Below are 15,685 nucleotides of genomic sequence, written 5' to 3' on the forward strand. Positions count from 1 at the left end.
TTATATTCGACGGCTTACTTGACCGCTCCGAGCGCCATGCCGCGGATGAGATAGCGTTGCAGCCAGGAGAAGACGATGGCGACAGGGACGGTAGCAAGCACAGTCGCCGCCATGACGTGGTGCCACTCTACTTGGTAACGTCCAGCCACCTGGGAGAATATCTGTACCGGCAGCGTGTAATCGTTCTGGCTGCGGATCAAGGTGAGCGCCAGCACGAATTCATTCCAGCTGTTGATGAAGGTGAATATCGCGGTCACGACCATGGCAGGAACGGCCAGCGGCAAGAAGATCTTCACCAAGCTGGTAAAGCCGCTTGCACCATCTATCCACGAAGCTTCCTCGAGCTCGCGCGGGATCGTATTGAAGTAGCTTTGCAGCATCCAGATCGTGAAGGCAATGTTGAAGGCGATATAGGTGACGACCAGCGAATTGAGGCTGTTGACCAGATTGAGATGCACCATCAGCCGGAATAGACCTAAGACGAGCACGATCGGCGACATCATCTGTGTCATCAAAAGGAAATTCCTGTAGAGCCCTTTGCCGGAAAAGCGGTAGCGCGACAGCGCGTAAGCGGCAGGAATAGAGAGCACGATGGCTATGATCGTCGAGGTCAGGCTGACGTAGAGACTGTTTAGAAGCGCACCGCCGAAATTGGTCTTTACCCACATTTCGACGAAGTTTCCCCAACGAAATTCACTGAAGGTCCAGGTCGGCGGATAGACGAAGAGTTCGTCGCGTGGTCGCAGGGCGGTCACGAACATGATGCCGAATGGCAGCAGGATAACAACGCAAAGCGGTGACAGCAAAAGCCAGTAAAGGAGGCTCTTTTTCAGTTTAGACGTCATGTTTCATCTCCTCGGCAGTGTTGTCGTGTTCCTGCCGCATCACCATCAGCACATAGGCGATGGTGAAGACGAACAGGACGGAAAACATGATAAGCGAGATCGCGGACGCTTTACCGAGCTGGCCGAAGCGAAAAGCCAATTTGTAGAGATAGGTCACCAGGATATCTGTGCCGTTGGCGGGCCCGCCTTCCGTCATTACCCAGATGATTGGAAGCGAATTGAAGACATAGATGACGTTGAGCACTATCGCGATGTTGATGAAGGGTTTCATCAGCGGCAGCGTGATATAGCGGAACAATTCCCAGGGCTTGGCGCCGTCCACAACCGCGGCCTCATAAGACTCCTGCGGCAAAGAGGACAGACCGCCAAGAAAAATCGTCGTTGTGAACGGAATGGAGACCAGGATACCGACCAAGATCTCGACGGTGAAGGCAAGTGGAGCCGTGGCGAGCCATTCGATCGGCTCGCTGATGATGTGGAAATCCAACAGCGTCGCATTGATGAGTCCAGCGCGACCGTTGAGGCTCCAGCGCCAGAGCACCGCTGTCATGGTCAGCGAAATCGCCCAGGGCAACATGACAATCACGCGGGCAAGGCCCCGACCATAAAAATCGTCGTTGAGCATAATCGCGATCGGCAGTGATATGATCAGCGTTCCACCAACCACCGCGACCGTCCAGATCACCGTGCGCACCAATGATGAATAGAAAAGCGGATCACGAAACACTTCGGTGAAATTCGCCAAGCCGACGAAGCCCATCATCTTTCCGAAGCGGCTGACCTCCTGCATTGACGTCCAGGCGAGGTCAACAATCGGATAGCCGATGATCGACATGGCCAGAAAGAAACTCGGCAGGATCATCAACAGGGGGGTCGTCGGTATGCGCGTCCGCGATTTCATGATCCCGTTCCACAGCTATTGAGGCTCGCTCAGGGAAATGGGCGGGCTACCCACGCCCGCCCATCTTTCGCGGCAGCGCCTACTTGCTGCGAATTTTGTTGATATTGGCAGCGGCAGCCTTGAGCGCTTCATCAGGCTTGGCTTGGCCAAGATAGATCTGCTGCAAGGCGCGAACTGTCGTGTCGGCGATCTCTTCCCAATTCGCGATGGTCGGAGCAAACTTCGCATAGGGCAGACCCGCTGCAAAGCCGGCAATATCAGGATCGCTGCTGTAGTATTTCTCGGCCGCGACATTCTTCGTTACGGGCAGGAAGCCTTCGCCGTGATCGAACTTGGTCCGCCATTCGTCCTTGTAGGCGAACTCGATGAACTTCCAGGCTTCCTTCTTCACCTGTGAGGAGGAGAAGAGCATCAGCGTGTCGGTCACACCATAGGTCGCCTTGGCCTTGCCTTCCGGGAAAGGCAGAACCTTATACTTCAGGTTCGGCGCCTCAGCCTTGATCTGAGGAATGAGCATCGGGAAGGTGAAGACCATTCCGACCTTGCCTTGCTTGAAGAGGTTGAAGACGTCTTCACGGGTGTAGTTGGTCGGGGAAGGCTGGGTCAGTCCTTCGTCGATCATTTTCTTGTACAGCGTCACAGCCTGGAGGGCCTCAGGCGTATCGAGGCCCGACGTCCCGTCAGCCTTCAGGATGTCGCCGCCGTGAGTCCAAAGGCTGTAGTAGAAATAGGCGTCGGTCTCGATTTCCTTGCCCTGCAGACCGAAGGCAAAGGTGTCGGGAAGAGCCTTGAGTTTCTCGGCAGTCGTATAGAACTCATCCCAGTTGGCGGGAGCCCTGGCGCCGGCCTTGTCGAGCAGATCGGTGTTGACCAGCATGGCGCGGGCAGATGCGGCGACCGGCAGCCCCATGGTCTTGCCATCGATGACCGACGGCGCCATGAAAGTGTCGATGAAGGTCGACTTGAATTCCGGCGTCAGGTAGGAATCGACCGGCTCGGCGATGCCCTGGGAGGCGAAGTCAACCAGCCAGCGCGTACCGATGATCGAAATGTCGGGAGCCTGGCCGCCGGCGATATCGGTGGTTAGCCGCTGCAGGAGCGTATCCCACGGAACCACCTGAATGTTGATATGGATGTCGGGATTCTCCTTCTCGAAAGCCGCCGCCACTTCCTCAAAGTACGGGCCAGTCTTGGAGCTGTACTCCGCCACAGTGAAGTTGACCTGCGTTTTGGCATAAGCCGGGCTGCCCGCCCAAGCCATGCCAACAGCGAGGGCTGACGCAGCCATCGCTTTGCGAATGCTGAAAGTCATGAATTTGTTCTCCTCATGAGGTGTTTCTCTTCTTTTCGACCCGAGGCGGCAGCACTCAGGCGCCGCACTGACCAAGACACTGTGCGCCAGCAAAGCGATAGGTTAAAATACAATTATCGCATAGAGGCATGAAGATGCAGCATAGGATGCATTAAGGCGTCTAGGACATTTATCGTAACAAGCACAACACAACAAAAGGCGATCTCCATCACCTTCCGTTGTGTTTCGATAGTAAACTTATGGCGACGCGTTCTAGATTTGCTTGAAATTGAACTCCGGCTCGTAGTCGAGGACATGTCGCGCTTTGTCTATCGACAACAATGACTCGCGACCCTTGATCTCGCGCTTAAATTGTACGTCAGGAAAGACCGTTTTCATGAGCTCAGCGCTTTCTTGCTCCATTACGGTGTCGGCGTTGGCGATAATGAAATGATCTGCGCCGACGAGATCAACATGCAGCGCCTTGCGCACCGCCTGGGCGCAATCGCGCGCGTCAATGTAGCCCCAGCAGTTCCACTCCCTGACATGTGGGTCGTCCTGCCAGGACGAAAAACGCTCGTAATCGGACGGCTCCATGACATTGGAAAGCCTGAGCCCAATGAAGGTCGTCTCGGGATTCCACCGTTGCATCTGTCGGGCCATTTCCTCGCCAAGGTCCTTGGACAGTGAATAGGCGCTTTCCGGTCGCATGGGATGATCTTCGTCAATCGGCACGTAGGACGGTGGGTTGGACGGGCTGAAAGGCAGGCCCAACGTGGTCTCGCTCGATGCCCAAACGATCCGCTTGACGCCCACGCGGATGGCCGCGTCAAAGACATTATAAGTTGTCACGACATTGTTGCGGAAAATGACATCGTCGGGCATCAGGTCGGGTGCCGGAATGGCCGCCAGATGAACCACGGCATCTGGCGTGCGAAACTTGCGGAAAGGATGATCCTTGCCGCCGCTCCACTGCAAGGCGTCGACAACCTGGCCAAGATCATTGAGATCGACTTTGTAGAACGGGCAGACGGGATCCCTTGAAGCTTGCGCGTCAACATTCAAGACGCTGTAACCGTGCTCCACCAGACCACGACAGACTGCCCTACCCGCCTTGCCGCTGCCGCCGGTAACGACGATGTTTTTCATTGACTGTTCCCTGTATCTGCCACGCCGGCCAAAGCTCCTGCGGATTTCACCCGGCCAGCCAATCGAGGACACCCTACGGTCCAGGGTATCGGTAGGCGAATGCGAAATACTGATCCTGCCATGCTTGTTCTGCATTGGAAGACCGCATTGACGGCCGGTAGTGGTTGATCGGTGAGAAGAGCAACCGCCTGGACAGGCGACCGGGGAGATTAGACATGGCTCGCCATGACGGGACGATTGCGGTCGTGACGGGTGCAGGCCATGGGATCGGACGTTCTATCGCCAGTCAGTTAGTCGCCGAGGGCGCTGCGGTGGCGGTTCTCGAAATCGACGAGCCTAAGGGGAGCGAGACAGTCAGCCAGATTGTTGAGGCCGGTGGCCGCGCGGCTTTTGTCAAGGCCGATATAACAAATGCCGATCAGGTGGAGACCGCCTTTGCCGCGGCTGAGAACGCGCTTGGTCCGGTCAACCTGCTTGTCAACAACGCAGCCTTTACCGACGCAGGCGATCTCAAGGGCATGGGCCTCGACTCGTGGCACCGCGAAATCGATGTCAATCTCAATGGCACATATCACTGCATACGCGCCGTCCTCCCGCGCATGCGATCACGGGGCGGCGGCGCCATTGTCAACATCGCGTCGGTAAACGGGATGCGCTATTTCGGCAATTCGAGCTACAGCGCCGCGAAGGCGGGCGTTATCAACCTAACCATGTCGGTGGCCTCCGAATTCGGCCGTGACGGTATTCGATGTAACGCCGTCTCTCCTGGTTCGGTACGCACCGACAACATGACTTGGACCATTCGCCAGCAAAAGGACCCGGGCGTCTTCGAGAAGCTCGGCCGCTGGTATCCACTTGGCCGCGTCGCCGAGCCAATGGACATCGCCAAGGCTGTTTCCTTCTTGGGGTCCAATGACGCCGCGTATATTTCGGGAGTGGTCCTGCCTGTCGACGGCGGCATGCTGGCAGGCATGAACGTCATGATCGACGAATTCATCCTCGAAGCCTGAGAGCCCGGGGGGATCCATGCTGGTTATTTCTGAAACACTTGCTCGGGATCTCGTGGCCATCGAGGAGGCCTTGGACGCCGTCGAGCAGACCTTCTCCGCCATGGCCCGCGGCTTGGCCCGGAACTACCCTGTCGTGCGGGAAGTGGTCGGCCACGCGGACGCCGTATTCGGCGTGAAGACCGGCGCGGACAATTCTGTACCGTTTCTCGGTCTCAAGGCTGGCGGCTACTGGCCACACAATCTGGCACGTGGATTGACCAATCATCAGTCCTCGACCCTGCTCTTCGATCCCGATACAGGACGGGCTTCGGCTCTGGTCAGTGCTAATTACTTGACCGGCATCCGCACCGGGGCGGCAAGCGCGATCGCCACGAAGCACCTTTCGCGCCCGGATTCCGAGTCACTCGGGATCATCGGGACGGGCACGCAATCCCTCTATCAGCTCAAGGCCATCCTGGCTGTCCGCAGCATAAAGACTGTCCATGCCTGGGACCCTTCGGCGGACAATCTGGCTGCCTTCGGCAAGACGGTTGCCGAGTTTGGCATTGCCTACCGCGCCTATAAAAACCGCGAGGACGCCGTCCGCCTTTCTGATATCCTTGTCACGGTCACGCCCTCCACCAAAGCGCTGGTCGAAAGGGAGTGGGTCGTGCCCGGAACCCATATTTCCGCCATGGGGGCAGATACTCGGGGCAAGCAGGAGCTTGATCCGCAGCTTGTCGCCGCCGCAGCGCTCTTCGTCGACGAGATGGCGCAGTCGCTCAGCATTGGCGAATTTCAGCATGCTTACGCGCGGGGCATGATCAAGGAAAATGACATTCGCGGTTCGATCGGCGCCATTATTGCAGGCATGGCCGATGGACGCAGATCGGCGGAAGAGATTACAATTTTCGACGGCACCGGCGTTGCCCTTCAGGACCTGGTCGTGGCAGAGCTCGCTGTGCGGCGCGCGACCGAAAGAGGCCTCGGATCGCGAGTGGAATTCTGATCACTCCCTGTGGCTGGGCTGCCCGCGGCCAGCGGGACTATGCTTTTGTCGGCACAAGCTTGCTAAATGGCGGGGTCGGCGGGAATCCGCACATTTCTTCTTTTGCGTTTCACTTGGCGCAGCTGATCGAAATCATAAAAAGCCAGCGTGGACTGCCGCCCCGTCGCGTAGACCGTCGATGCGGTCAGCAAACCTTCGGCGACCAAATGAGCACACCCAACCGTAAGCGATCAAATCTGCTGCCGATGCACTGCTCGACGTAGGCAAACGCGGCGACGTCGTGCTCGATCCTTTCTTGAGTCGTGCTCGATCCTTTCTTGAATGGAATGATCTCGTGACCGAAGAGAGCAAGCTGTTTGATGGCTCCCTATCCGAGATCCCGCCGTTCGCGTCGAACGGCTGGAATTGAGGCGCTCAGTTGCCGGCCGCATGGCGGCCGTGGGCCGTCTGCTGACAGTCTGTTGTCGGGAGAAGCTGCCTTTCCGCTCGTGATCCATGACAGCTGTAGCGAGTCCCTTTGCCTCGGCGAGAAAGCAGACTCCTCGACAAGTCTCCGCGTTGACAGCACACGCTTTTTGGCGCAGCGCTTGGCTGCCAGTCAGCGACCGAAAAGCATTCCTTTCATAACTCCATTGCCGAACAGGATCGAGTGGACCAGCGCGGACAGGATGTGCAGGCCGACGAGCGCGCGCGGCGAATATCCAGACAGAGTGCCATGGATCGCGATGAAGTCCCGTGCGGTCAGACCCACGACGTTCGGCGCCCGCGGTACCGGGAGGACTCCGAAAAGGCGAGCCGGAGGCCATCAGGGGCATCGGTCGGTAAGCGAGCCAGCCCGTTATCACGATCGAAACAATGAGGCCGTACAAGCAGGCATGACCCGAAGCGCCGCCGATCGCACAAGCCAATGCGCTTGCCGGACGGGAGCCTTGGTGACGGCACGAACGACCAGCCGCAGGACAAGGATGCAGGATACGTTACGCCGATGGAAAGATGCGTGGGCAGCCAGGTCATCGCGATCACGCCCGCCGCTTTCATAGGGCCGAGGGCGACGACGGCCTGCAGGAATGGCTGGTGCGGGAAGGGCTGACCTATCCTTCGATGCCGATGGACGGCGGCATGCCGATTTCTTCACCATCAACGGCTAGGAATTCCCGCTGTTCCCTATCTTTCTTGGCCAGACGGCGCTCGTCACACAACCGATCGAACACCCGCTGGAGCATGTCCAGATCAGCGGGCCAGTACACACCACAGTAGCGCGACAATGACATTGCCGGCGCCTCAAACGCAGCTTGGATATTTATCTCACATACTGACGCTGATGCGAAGGATATGCGCTGTCCCAATGTAGAACGAATTCATGGCTTAATGATTTAAGGTAAGTGGTCGATTCCTTGGTGGCAGGATGTAGCCGCTCCCAATCGCAGGAAGCCCGTCGCTTACGCTCATTAGCAGCGACGGGCTTCTGCGTTCCCCAAAATGCAAACTGACCACTACCCGTCCACGCCACAAGCGATGCTGGCAGAGGAACGCGCCTCGCGCCAATCCACGCATGTCGCCGGACGGCGGCTACGCCTGTGCTTTTCCAGTTAGGCAGCAAACGAGCTCTCCTTGCCCATCGATCCGTCCGACACGAGATGCCTTAGGTCGGTCAGTTTGACCGTCCCCTTCGGCCTACTCTCCGTCCCGCGAGGAGGAAAAGTGGAAGCGAAGCAAGCTGCATCGCGGCGGCGAAGACGGCCAGTTCAAGCGTCGATCGATCATAGAGGAGGCCGATAGCGACGCTGCCCAATAGCCAACCTCCACCATAAGCGGTGTAGAACAAGCCGAACGCCAGGCCGCGCCGGCCTTCCGGAAGCAGGCCCGCGATGATCGCCTTCATCAGCGTATCCTGGACTGCGTAACCGATGCCCCACAATGGCATCGCGATGAGGGCCGCAGCGAGATCGCCGCCCTCAAGAAGAACCGGAGCGAAACAGGCCGACAGAACGATTCCCACGATGAGCGCCGTCTTTCCCGAGCGGTCATAGAGCCTGCCAAGGATCAGGTTGGAGATCACGCCTGATCCGGTGGCGAAGGCAAGCAGGACCGGGATCCATTCGGTCGGGACAGTCCGGGTCCGTTCGAGGTGAAACGCGCCCAACTCATAGCTGAGCAATCCGGCCGCGAAGAGCGCGCCAGCAACCATGTAAAGCCAGTATGACAGGCCGAGCTTTTCCGCTGTTGCAGTGCGACCCCGCTCCAACCGCTCGGGGACCGGGAACGTCAGCCGCGCAGCGACCAGCGCAACGATCGCCAGCACGACCGAGATGGTGAGCAGAGCATAAGCGGTGCGATAATCGCCGCGCATGAATAGAATGAGAGCGGCGATCAATGGCCCCAGGGTTGCTCCCGCCTCGTCAAGGGCAGTGTTGAGGCCAAAGGCCCAGCCTCGCCCGAGTTCGCCGGTAGTATAGGAGATCATCGCCTCGACCGTCGGCTTGCGTATCGCACGGCCTACCCGTTCGGCAATGATCAGGGCGCCTGCAAGCTCCCAGCTGCCGGCCAGCGCCATCGCGGGCACCGCGCAGAGGTTTATCGCATAACCCACGAACGTGACTGCCCAATATGCTCGCGTTCGGTCGGCGACCCAGCCGGCCACAGGCCGCAGCGCATAGCCGGCGAACTCCCCTGCGCCCGCAATGATACTGATCGCCGCGGCACTTGCCCCGAGCATTCCCAAGAACTGGCCGTTGATCGCCGCGCCGCCTTCATAAGTGACGTCGCCGAAAAGATTGACCACACCCATTATCAGGACAAAACGGAGCGCTGACGATCCGGCGACATCGAACGCGAGCTTCAACTGTCATCCCTCCTGCGAGGTCTTGGTCTGCGTATGCGCCGACAAGGCGACCCCGAGCCAGTCGAAACGACGCGCGCCAGATTCTCAGCGACCCGCCGCCGGCTGGAACAGCTCGATGACGTTGCCGGAAGGATCTTCAAGCAAGATTTGCGAGCCGCCTGGACCTTTGACGATGTCGTTGCGGAACTTGACGCCCCGCGCGCGAAGCTTGTTGACCTCTGCGGCGAGGTCGGAGACGACCAGCTCGAAACGGTTCCAGCCGCCGGGCTCCGGACGTCGGCCGTCCGGCATGGGACGACCCGCAGAGCTTTTTTCCCCGCTGAGTAGCAGTCTCAACGGGCCGCGCCTTACGTCTGCAAAGGCCGGCGCCGCATTGGAAATCTCTGTGAAACCCAGATTGGCGATGTACCAATCCACAGACTCCTTAACGTCGTTCACCATATAACGAACATTGACCTGGTCCTGGGGCACGTCACATACCTCATTGCGAGCGGCAACTCCATTCGCAGTAGCTTTTCGCGGGAGCGGCCGTATTAAGGGGAAGCCAAGGCCCATTGTCTCAGAGCATAATAAAACAACGTCCCATTAGTTCCCGCCGCGAACAGTCGCTGATGCCCTTATCGAGCTCACCGGCTGCGTCGTCTCTGTAATGTTTCAAACAATCCCGTTCTGGTAATCGAATTCCCGGCCTTGGACCACCCAAATGCATGCGGCGTCCGTCGGCAACGACTGCTCCATTCCCGTTCTTCGCGTGGCTGAGGGATTTGAGGCACACAAGCGGACTGGCCCGAGGGAAAAGACTGCTAGCATAGGCACAGTTGATCGAAACCAAGTAGGCCGCCGCTACTGAGCATGCCAAGTGGGCCAAGCTATTCATCGTTATCAACATTGCGCACAGAGAGCCCCCGCACGCGCGGACTCTCTAATTATCGGGCTGTGCACTACACTGACCGAGCTCCAACCCTCCCCGTTGACTACCGTCCTTGTAGGAAATCCATGAACGGAGGGAAGGTGAGGAGCAGACCGACGAGGAGCAGCGCAAAAGCGGCGATATTGACCCTGCTCATCGCCACCGCCCTGTTCCCCCAACGACGGGCGAGGATGGTGGTTTGGATCGGCGGCAATGACGTGTTGGCGTTGGTCTTCCCGAAGGTTAGGTTCTTCCTCCGATTGTTCAAGCGTTTGCCGCGGAACCCTTCACCGGAGTGGTTCCGCGAATGCCTGTCAGACTTGGCCGGAAGATTGAAATCACAGACCTCGGCGACCGTCGCACTTGTTCCTTGGCGCCGATAGGCGAGGCTTCGGATTCCATCCATCCCATTCCAGTGCGAGTTGAACCGCCGCACTGCTTAGTATTCGACCATTATCGCCGATATCGCGCGCGCCGAGGGATGCCAATATCTTCCCTTGCACGAGATCATGCAGGCTGAGTTTACAGCCGCGCCCGGTAAGGCCTTCACAGCTTTCCGCTTCCTGCCGTTCTACCGCGATGCCCTTCTGACTGTCGTGCTACGACAGTCCGCCGAACTGGCGCGTAAGCACGGTTGGCGGCTACACAGCGATGGGGTCCATCTAAACAGTCGCGGTGGTCGGATTGCTGTCGACCTCGTGCAGCGGTTCCTCGACAGCACTGACTGACGCGTCCGTACCCATCATGGCCGCGATGATGGTGATGGCATCGCGCAGACATGAGATGGGCCGTTTTCTTGCGACGTTTGGGCAGCGTGTCCTCGGGTGGGCCGTCACCGCGATCATGGCCGGAGCAACCGTAGCGATGTTCATTTTCAGCTGAGACGTGTTGAAGGCAAGCTTGTCAAGCGTGTTCAACCAATGCCTGCAAAGGGGATAATAATTGCGCTGCTTATTTGCAGTTCTCGAAACGTCACGGCGCTCTCTTCCATCGGACTGACGGAGCATCGGCGCCGGACCTGGACCGCCAGCACCTCAGATTGCCAGGAAATTCGTAGCCAGGTAGAACACGCCGGCGATCGCAAATATCTCGAACACTGCAAAGATCTGGCTCATCAGCCGCTTGGCGTAACCAGTGACTTCCAGCACGGTGATCGTGGACGCAAGGCTGGTGCCCTTCAGCGTCAGCACCAATTCGTTGCCATAGGCCGGCAAAGCCTGGCGAATGGCGAGCGGAAACTCTATGCGGCGGAAGCGAAAGGCTCGCGACATGCTGCAGGCCTGCGCCGCCTCGATGAGACCCGCCGGCTCCGACGTCAGCCCGTCCCGCAGGATCTCCGACGTATAGGCGGCCGTGTTGAGCGCCAGCGCCAGCACCGCGCAGCGCGCACCGTCGCTCACCACCCACCGCAGCGCGGCGCAAGGGCCGGAGGTATGGGCATGACGCGGCCCGAAGAATTGCTGATCGAGCTGCCGGAATGGACTGGCGGTCTTTGCTGCATGCGAATTTCCAGACTGAATTGGGAAAGCAGGTTTGCAGTGCGCCAATTTTCGGGAATACGGCGATGGAGCGCAGCGTTGAAGACAACGAAGGGACGGCCGCCCCTGCCGCTGTTGACCTTCCGAGCAACTTAAGGTCGCGCATCGGACAGGATGTTGAACTCCTTGCAATGATTGGAGAACCCATCATGCGAATGCTTATCCTCTTTGCTGCGTTTTCGCTGGTTGCCGGTCCCGCGTCGGCAGCCGATCACCTCTTCAGCGCCACATCGGCAGGTGGCTTGACGACCTCGAGCCAACCCTTCCTGAACGGAACAAACAACAGCGCGCCGACAGCCGATGCCGTACCGGGCCAGGGTAGTCCGCTGTCGGGCGCCGAGCATACCGTGCCGGCCACCGACACGCAGACGGGTGCCTCACTCAGGACCATGCCGTCGGCCACTCAGGGTAAGACGGCGCCATCGGCCAACGCCCGCTGACGGCCTTCCGAATATCCAGGCGGCACTCGGAGAACCGTCAGCGAGCGCCGCTTGGAACATTTGTTCGGACTGCACCGCCGGGCATACAACTGTCATGCGCACGCATCGACCGGAACGGCCGAGCACGGCGCGCGTTTTCCGCCCGATGGACTGGCTGCAACTCGGACTGCTTGGTGGCGCCGGCTTTCTGGCCTGGACCCTCAATACGCTATCGGCGGGCGGCGGCGGTCTGCTGCTGATCCCGGCGGTCACGTTCCTAACCGGCAGCGCCGCCGTTGCTCCGGTAATCACGCTCACCGAGCTCATGGCAAATCCGGTGCGCATCCTGGCGTTTCGCCGCGACGTCGACTGGAGCATCGTGCGCTGGTATTTGCCCGGAGCCATCATAGGCTCGGCTGCGGGCGCCTGGCTGTTTGCCAGCGCGCGTGCCGAGTGGCTGCAGATCCTCATCGGGCTCTATCTTATAGGCGCGGTTTGGGAGTTCCGCGGCGGCGCACGCAAGCGCAGCTATCGGGCACAGCGCTGGTGGTTCCTGCCCGCCGGGCTCACCGTGTCCCTGCTTTCGGCGCTGATGGGCACCGTAGGCCCAGTGCTGAACTCGCTTTACCTGAACTACGGCTCCAGTAAGGAGACGCTGGTGGCGACCAAGTCGGTAAGCTCCTTAGCGACCGATGTGGTGAAGATCGCGGTGTTTACCGGCCTCGGGGTGTTCAGCGGTCACGCCCTTGCCTTCGGCCTGGCGACCGGCCTTGGCGCGGCGCTATCGACGGTTGCGGCAAAGCCATGGCTCGAGCGGATGAGCGGCCGCCAATTCCGCACGGCCGTCGTGGCGCTGATGGCCGTCAGCGGCGCGCTGATGATCTGGAAACAGCACGGGCTCATCGTCGCGATTTATCACGAGTTGACGCTCATTAACCGCGACGGGCTTTTCTTTTAAATTAGGACAACCGGGCTGCGCCAGCAGTTCAGGATAGCATATCATGGTTGAGAAAAAGAGGGTCGGCCGCCAGGGCAACGAAGCGACCGGCCCTCTTGTTAACAAAGCCTCGCAGCGCCCAGAGACGGGGTATGAGGACAGACACCAGGCGGCTGCGGACCCTGTCGCAACGTTAGCACTTTAGCAGGCGCTTGGATCACGGAATCGATGCTGCGGTGCGGCTTCGGCCAAAAAGTGAGGCCGAAAACGGAGCCGACCGGCCTTCAGTTCGCATGCGCCAAAGAGGTGGCCAGCTTTTAGGGGACAGCCGACCCGCTGCGACTTTCATCAAATCCCGATCTGCATCCGCTCGGCAAATCGCACTTGGCCGCTACTGGTCATCGTCATCTTTCGCGGTAATCGTCCGCCATATTGATCCGTATTCCTTGACGCCGCGCTCGGGATCGTAGGCGATGCACCAGTCTAATAGTTTGGCGTAAGCCCGCTTCCATTCCAGGGCGTTCTCACTGTCATTCTCGTCTTCCGTGCAGTGGACCGTTTTGTAGAACTCCAGCACTTTGCAATAATATGCGATCGCTTGCTTATGCTGCCGGTCCTTCTTCCATGCGGCCCATACTCCCCAAATCATCCATGCGAAGAAGCCAAGGACTATCCACGAGGAGAGGTCATGCAACAAACGTTCCATCCCTGGTCGCTGAAAGAAATCCGTTGGGAGCAGCTGGTCATCTGGCGCGACGAATAGATGAACAGCGGGCGGCCCGGCACTCCGGCGGGGGTAGGCTTGGCGGGGCCGGGCCTGAGCGGCGAGCTCGGAAGCGAAACACGGCGCCGGCTGACGAAGAAATATATGCCACTGCCGAAATAATCGGCACGCATCCATAAGGACGAGGCTGGAAGCAGGCCAACCCAGCCTCCATGCCGCATAACAGGCACCGTTGTCTCAGTGTCTCATCTCGGGACGGAAGGCTTTGGCACCGGTCTTGCGTGGAACAAATTGCCGGAAACAGTGGAGTTGGACACTTGCGTTTGATCGCTCAGCCTGGGCGAAAGCCAGGGTCACCGAAGTGCCTATACTCAGAGCGACTGCAGATTGATGATTTGCAGAGCGGTGAGAATGGTGAGATCACCATCTCGATAATTGCAGATGACATTTACACGAAGAACTCCTCGCAACGCTATCAGATCAGCTTGACCGAAGCCGAGGTCAGCTTGCTCGTCGCTTGCGTCAGACTGCGCCGGCGAGCATGACGGCGCCGATCGCGCCCCGAGGTGTATCCAACAAGGGTCGAAGGTCCTCGGCTCGCTCCAAAGATCATTCATACCTTGCAGGCCTTCGTAACCTAAGAAGCCACGATTCCTTCGCTCAGTATTTCAAAAATCTGCGATGTTGTTGCAAAATCGCCGGGAGTCTTGGCGTCGGTTAACCTGATCTTACTTTAGCAAAAACTTAATAAGCTGGCGGGCAACTTCATTTGCCGACATTTATCGGCGGCTGCACTCACGAGCGTGGCGCATGATCGCTGGCCCAGGCCCGGATTTGTCATAGGATCCGACCGCCGCAAGGACTTTCATGCCGAACTGGATAATTCAAAGGGTAGCGCCCTGGCGCTGCCTATATCCGCTCGAACCCCAATATTGCGGTCGGAGGTCGATTTGCGACGCGATGATCAAGCCCCGACTTCGGACCCGGTCCCTCAGTTGAGACCTAAAGTTCGGCCTTTCAGCCAGTTGCACGCGCCGCGTGACGGAGTTTCTGAATGAGAACTTCTCACGGTTGCAGAGCCTGGTACTGCTTGGCGCTGCCTTCATCACGCAGCGGTCGTGCTGAGACTACGCTCCGGGCCAAGTCGGCCGGAACGCCGGCGTCCGCAAGGACAGCCGCGGCCTGCCCTCCAGGCAGCGCGTTGAACCAGCGATAGCCGGCGGTGCGACGCGCAGCCGGGTCGACTTCGCCCCACAGCCTCACGCGGGAGATGCCGCCGTCCGGAAAGGCCGAGAGACGCACATGGGTGAAGCGGCGGCGGTCGGAGACGTCGAAGCGGTTGTGCGCGTCGCCCTTGAGCGGCGAGCGTGTGACGATCTCGATCCATTCGGTGTCGGACGACTGCAACGCCTTCGGACTTTGATAGCCCTCGACACCGCAGGCCTCGATGCGGCACGTGGTCGGGAAATTGCCAGTGAAGAAGGACGTATCGACATCGATGCCGGTGATGATGCCGGCCGCACCCAACCGGATCAACGCCCAGTCGTGACCGGGCTCGCGCCGCCGCTTCGTCTCCCAGCCGTCGACGATCTCGCCGCGCGGTCCGCGTCCGAACCCGTTTGAGATAGTCTGCATAAGCCGCGCTGAGGGCGGCGGCCATGTCGGTGTCGCGTTGCAGTGGTGTCTGCTGGCCTGCTGATTTGGATATGGTCCAGCGGGTGTTTGACCGCTTGTGCGATGAGCGTCGCCTAGCCAAGAAAGACCGGGAGCAGCGGGAATATCTGGCTAAGGAACTGTTCCAACTTTTCGATAACGGCACCATCGACGAAACTGCCCTGTTGCGAGCGCTTTCGAAGCGCGGTAGGGCATAACCGTCTGGGTTGACCTCTTCCTTTTGCGCACGATGCCGCTATCCTCTCCACCAGCCCGCCGCTACGTGTCCCTAACTCCTTGGAAAGCGCAGAGGGCTGTGAGGGCTGGCGCCGGGTAGACGTCGGCCCTCTTCCTATTCACGGTGATTTTTTCACACAGATTGATTGATTTCCCGTGAGCCTTCTTGCTCGGCTCAGGATCGCAAAACGACCCAAAGCGTTACAGATCGAACGTCTTGACCGCGCACCTATGAAACAGG

18 protein-coding genes and 1 pseudogene are annotated in these 15,685 nt (G+C 59.0%); 5 read left to right on the forward strand and 14 right to left on the reverse strand.

All coding sequences use genetic code 11. From position 1 onward, the window contains the following. Positions 1-14: 14 nt before the first annotated feature. The 4 genes from P9236_RS11240 to P9236_RS11255 all read right to left on the reverse strand — a co-directional run bounded on the left by P9236_RS11240 (position 15) and on the right by P9236_RS11255 (position 4,186). Positions 15-845, reverse strand: coding sequence for a carbohydrate ABC transporter permease (locus tag P9236_RS11240; RefSeq protein ID WP_278074694.1), 831 nt, complete (start codon positions 843-845; stop codon positions 15-17). After that, a complete protein-coding gene (locus P9236_RS11245) occupies positions 835-1,746 on the reverse strand; it encodes a sugar ABC transporter permease (protein ID WP_278074695.1) in 912 nt (303 codons plus the stop codon). The genes P9236_RS11240 and P9236_RS11245 overlap by 11 nt, the downstream gene beginning before the upstream one ends. 79 nt (positions 1,747-1,825) lie before the next feature. Next, the gene (locus tag P9236_RS11250; RefSeq protein WP_347405185.1) at positions 1,826-3,007 is read right to left on the reverse strand and encodes a sugar ABC transporter substrate-binding protein; all 1,182 of its coding nucleotides are present in this window, start codon (positions 3,005-3,007) and stop codon (positions 1,826-1,828) included. Between the two features lie 303 nt (positions 3,008-3,310). Continuing rightward, the gene (locus P9236_RS11255) at positions 3,311-4,186 is read right to left on the reverse strand and encodes an NAD(P)-dependent oxidoreductase (RefSeq protein WP_278074696.1); all 876 of its coding nucleotides are present in this window, start codon (positions 4,184-4,186) and stop codon (positions 3,311-3,313) included. Between the two features lie 215 nt (positions 4,187-4,401). Between P9236_RS11255 and P9236_RS11260 the strand changes: the two genes are divergently transcribed. Together P9236_RS11260 and P9236_RS11265 are read left to right on the forward strand one after the other, a co-directional pair. Beyond that, entirely contained in the window at positions 4,402-5,196 is a 795-nt protein-coding gene (locus tag P9236_RS11260; RefSeq protein ID WP_278074697.1) for a glucose 1-dehydrogenase, read from the forward strand. Positions 5,197-5,212: 16 nt separating this feature from the next. Beyond that, positions 5,213-6,184 (forward strand): ornithine cyclodeaminase family protein, encoded by a 972-nt coding sequence (locus P9236_RS11265; protein WP_278074698.1) that lies wholly within the window; start codon positions 5,213-5,215, stop codon positions 6,182-6,184. Positions 6,185-6,246: 62 nt separating this feature from the next. Here P9236_RS11265 and P9236_RS11270 read toward each other — a convergent pair whose 3' ends face one another. From P9236_RS11270 to P9236_RS11305, 8 genes and pseudogenes are all read right to left on the reverse strand, one after another. Further along, a complete protein-coding gene (locus tag P9236_RS11270; RefSeq protein ID WP_278074699.1) occupies positions 6,247-6,390 on the reverse strand; it encodes a hypothetical protein in 144 nt (47 codons plus the stop codon). Positions 6,391-6,782: 392 nt separating this feature from the next. After that, positions 6,783-6,935: a hypothetical protein gene (locus P9236_RS11275; protein WP_278074700.1), complete on the reverse strand. Its 153-nt coding sequence runs from the start codon at positions 6,933-6,935 to the stop codon at positions 6,783-6,785. 340 nt (positions 6,936-7,275) lie between these two features. Beyond that, positions 7,276-7,455 carry an RNA-binding protein gene (locus tag P9236_RS11280; protein ID WP_278074701.1) on the reverse strand — a complete coding sequence of 60 codons (180 nt, stop codon included), beginning with the start codon at positions 7,453-7,455 and terminating at the stop codon, positions 7,276-7,278. 380 nt (positions 7,456-7,835) lie between these two features. Then, positions 7,836-9,026: an MFS transporter gene (locus P9236_RS11285; protein ID WP_278074702.1), complete on the reverse strand. Its 1,191-nt coding sequence runs from the start codon at positions 9,024-9,026 to the stop codon at positions 7,836-7,838. 84 nt (positions 9,027-9,110) lie between these two features. Continuing rightward, positions 9,111-9,497, reverse strand: a complete 387-nt coding sequence (locus P9236_RS11290) for a VOC family protein (RefSeq protein ID WP_278074703.1) — start codon at positions 9,495-9,497, stop codon at positions 9,111-9,113. A gap of 503 nt (positions 9,498-10,000) precedes the next feature. Beyond that, positions 10,001-10,342, reverse strand: coding sequence for a hypothetical protein (locus P9236_RS11295; protein WP_278074704.1), 342 nt, complete (start codon positions 10,340-10,342; stop codon positions 10,001-10,003). Positions 10,343-10,598: 256 nt separating this feature from the next. After that, positions 10,599-10,853, reverse strand: a complete 255-nt coding sequence (locus tag P9236_RS11300; protein ID WP_278074705.1) for a hypothetical protein — start codon at positions 10,851-10,853, stop codon at positions 10,599-10,601. Positions 10,854-10,970: 117 nt separating this feature from the next. Further along, positions 10,971-11,342, reverse strand: a pseudogene (locus P9236_RS11305) (ABC transporter permease subunit); the annotation flags it as partial. Positions 11,343-11,413: 71 nt separating this feature from the next. On the opposite strand from P9236_RS11305, the gene P9236_RS11310 reads away from it, so the two are divergent. Together P9236_RS11310 and P9236_RS11315 are read left to right on the forward strand one after the other, a co-directional pair. Then, a complete protein-coding gene (locus tag P9236_RS11310; protein ID WP_278075009.1) occupies positions 11,414-11,914 on the forward strand; it encodes a hypothetical protein in 501 nt (166 codons plus the stop codon). A 145-nt stretch (positions 11,915-12,059) separates the two neighbouring features. Further along, positions 12,060-12,851: a sulfite exporter TauE/SafE family protein gene (locus P9236_RS11315; RefSeq protein ID WP_278074706.1), complete on the forward strand. Its 792-nt coding sequence runs from the start codon at positions 12,060-12,062 to the stop codon at positions 12,849-12,851. A gap of 370 nt (positions 12,852-13,221) precedes the next feature. Here the strand turns inward: P9236_RS11315 and P9236_RS11320 are convergent, their stop codons facing one another. Both P9236_RS11320 and P9236_RS11325 read right to left on the reverse strand, forming a co-directional pair. Continuing rightward, complete coding sequence (locus tag P9236_RS11320) at positions 13,222-13,536, reverse strand: hypothetical protein (RefSeq protein WP_278074707.1); 315 nt, start codon at positions 13,534-13,536, stop codon at positions 13,222-13,224. A gap of 1,083 nt (positions 13,537-14,619) precedes the next feature. Then, positions 14,620-15,189 carry a hypothetical protein gene (locus tag P9236_RS11325; protein WP_278074708.1) on the reverse strand — a complete coding sequence of 190 codons (570 nt, stop codon included), beginning with the start codon at positions 15,187-15,189 and terminating at the stop codon, positions 14,620-14,622. Positions 15,190-15,212: 23 nt separating this feature from the next. On the opposite strand from P9236_RS11325, the gene P9236_RS11330 reads away from it, so the two are divergent. Beyond that, on the forward strand, positions 15,213-15,425 hold the full coding sequence (locus P9236_RS11330; protein ID WP_278074709.1) for a hypothetical protein: 213 nt from the start codon (positions 15,213-15,215) through the stop codon (positions 15,423-15,425). The last annotated feature ends 260 nt before the right edge of the window (positions 15,426-15,685 follow it).

The organism is Mesorhizobium sp. WSM4884 (genome assembly GCF_029625675.1).
Lineage (GTDB): Bacteria > Pseudomonadota > Alphaproteobacteria > Rhizobiales > Rhizobiaceae > Mesorhizobium.